Below are 2525 nucleotides of genomic sequence, written 5' to 3'. Positions count from 1 at the left end.
TTTCATTGAGTATTATTCTGCCAAGGCACCCATTGGATCCCATGGTGCAAGCACAATTGGTTCTGCTTCATAGGCAGCTTGTTCTTCTGCTGTCAGCAATTCCTTACGGACAACGATTTGGTAAGTGTATTCGTCCATCCAAGCGTCTGAGGCAACAAAGTAACCATCTGTACCGACCTTGTCTCCCCATGAGTTTTCAACCTTCCACTTGGTTGATTTACCATTTTCGTCCAAGTCAACACCTGTCAAGACCATGGCGTGGGTCATCAAGCTTTCGCTATAGTCCAAACGTCCAGCCTTGTCTTGAGTAAGTTTAATGTCCATGCTTGATTCAAAGTCATAAACATCTGTCGCAAGGATTCCAGCCTTACGGTTACTGAGCTGGCCGACATCAGAACCAAACCAAACAGTCTCACCTGCTTGCATTTGGGCAATCGCCAATTCTTTCAAGCGCTCCATTGGAACGTTGATGTAACGAACTGCACGGCTACCAACCACATTCCCCAACATCTCAACTGTGTAAGATTTTCCGTAAGGTTTATCAGCAGTTGGAGCATTGATAACAGAAACGTAGTCTTCTAAAGGAAGATTGACATATTTCTTGTAGAACTCTTGTGGTGTGATTCCTTTTTCACTTTTGTAGTTGTTATCTTTATCGCGATAAGCAAAGTCAAACTTGCGTGGTGGAAGTCCTAATGACATAGCAAGAAAGTTAAAGATTTCTTGCAAGAGGTCTTCTTTCTTAGCTTGAACAGTCACTTGATCTGCACCAGAAACAAGCAAATCACGCAAGATTTGAGCATCTTGACGAAGCAATTTATTAAGGATCGCATTTAGCTCACGACTGCTGCTAGATGAAACAGACTCAGGATAAACTGACTTAGGCACGACACCGTATTTTTCAAAGAGGGAAACGACCATATCCCATTGACCACCATCTTGTTGAGGTGTTTGGAGTAGGAATTTAACCTTACGACTCGTCAAGTCTTGGTCTGCAGTCGCAATGACTTGCTCCAAGAACCAGTTTGATTTCTCATACTTATCCCAGAAGAAAGTGTGGGCTTGTGACAACTCAAAGTTCTCCAATTTGTATTGCGAGATGAGTTTGTGGCGGAAGGTGTTGAGAGCCGCAAACATCCAGCAACGACCAGACGCTTTCTGGTTAGTGACCTTGTCCTTGGTTAAATCCAATGAGAAAACAGGTGTGTTGTCTACATGGCTTTGGCGACGTTCCAGAGCTGCAAAAATTCCGTTGTGGCTGGCAGCATTTTCAATCGCTTGGTATTTTACATTTGCTTCATAGTTGGCAAATAGTTTATCAGTAAATGATTCTTGAATCGCGTTCATAGATTCCTCCTTTTATTCTACAGTCTATTATAACTCTTTTCACAAAGGAAGCAACTAAAAAACATAAAAGGTAAGGACATTCTCCCTCACCTTTTCGAATATAAATCAAATTAAGCAATATTCGCAAGGAGATCTTCTAATTCTTCCTTGGTCAAACGACGCCATTCTCCTCGCTGCAAGTTCTCATCCAATACTAGAGTTCCCATAGTCAAACGTTGCAAGTCTACTACTTCCTTGCCACAGTAGCCCACCATACGCTTGACCTGATGAAACTTCCCTTCTGCAATGGTCACACGGATTTGGCTCTGATTCTTTTCTGCATCTGTGGAAAGAATCTCCAGTCTAGCGGGTTGACAAGTAAAGTCTTTGAGAGGAATACCCTCAGCAAATATCTCCACATCTTCTTGTGTCATAATTCCCTTGACCTGAGCCAGATAGGTCTTATCCACATGACGCTTGGGTGAAAGAAGAGCATGGGCAAGCTGACCGTCATTGGTCAGGAGCAGGAGTCCATGCGTATCGATATCCAAGCGCCCTACTGGGAAAACTTCCTTGCTCCGAGCAATATCATCCAACAAGTCCAGAACGGTTCTGTGCTTGGGATCCTCAGTCGCTGAGATAACTCCTTGGGGCTTGTTCATCATATAGTAGACAAACTCTTCATACTCCAACACTTGCCCATCAAAGCGAATCTCATCTCTTTCTTCATCAATCTGCAATTTAGCTGATTTTTCTTTTTTACCATTTACCGTCACGCGCCCAGCCTTGAGCAAGTTTTTGACCTCAGTCCGACTTCCCACAGCGCAGGCAACTAAAAATTTATCTAATCTCATAGAACTATTATATCATACTCAAAAGGAGGCTGGTACAATGACCAACCTCCTTTTCGTTTCATACTCTTCGAAAATCTCTTCAAACCGCGTCAACGTCGCCTTGCCGTATATATGTTACTGACTTCGTCAGTTCTATCTGCAACCTCAAAACAGTGTTTTGAGCTGACTTCGTCAGTTCTATCTGCAACCTCAAAACAGTGTTTTGAGCTGACTTCGTCAGTTCTATCTGCAACCTCAAAACAGTGTTTTGAGCTGACTTCGTCAGTTCTATCTACAACCTCAAAGCAGTGCTTTGAGCAGCCTGCGGCTAGCTTCCTAGTTTGCTCTTTGATTTTCATTGAGTAT

General features: G+C 43.1%; 3 protein-coding genes. All 3 read right to left on the bottom strand.

What is annotated here, in order from left to right; all coding sequences use genetic code 11:
- Positions 1–12: 12 nt before the first annotated feature.
- Positions 13–1347: an aminopeptidase C gene (pepC, locus tag HT736_RS11400; protein WP_172931060.1), complete on the bottom strand. Its 1335-nt coding sequence runs from the start codon at positions 1345–1347 to the stop codon at positions 13–15.
- 110 nt (positions 1348–1457) lie between these two features.
- Positions 1458–2180, bottom strand: coding sequence for a pseudouridine synthase (locus HT736_RS11395; RefSeq protein ID WP_172931059.1), 723 nt, complete (start codon positions 2178–2180; stop codon positions 1458–1460).
- A gap of 89 nt (positions 2181–2269) precedes the next feature.
- Positions 2270–2525, bottom strand: a 256-nt coding sequence (locus HT736_RS11905) for a hypothetical protein (RefSeq protein ID WP_345890493.1), incomplete at its 5' end; no start/stop codon positions are given.

The organism is Streptococcus sp. 339, from assembly GCF_013277285.1.
Classification (GTDB): Bacteria; Bacillota; Bacilli; order Lactobacillales; family Streptococcaceae; genus Streptococcus; species Streptococcus pseudopneumoniae.
The sequence above is the reverse complement of the archived record's forward strand: the minus strand, read 5'-3'. Positions and strand labels throughout refer to the sequence as shown.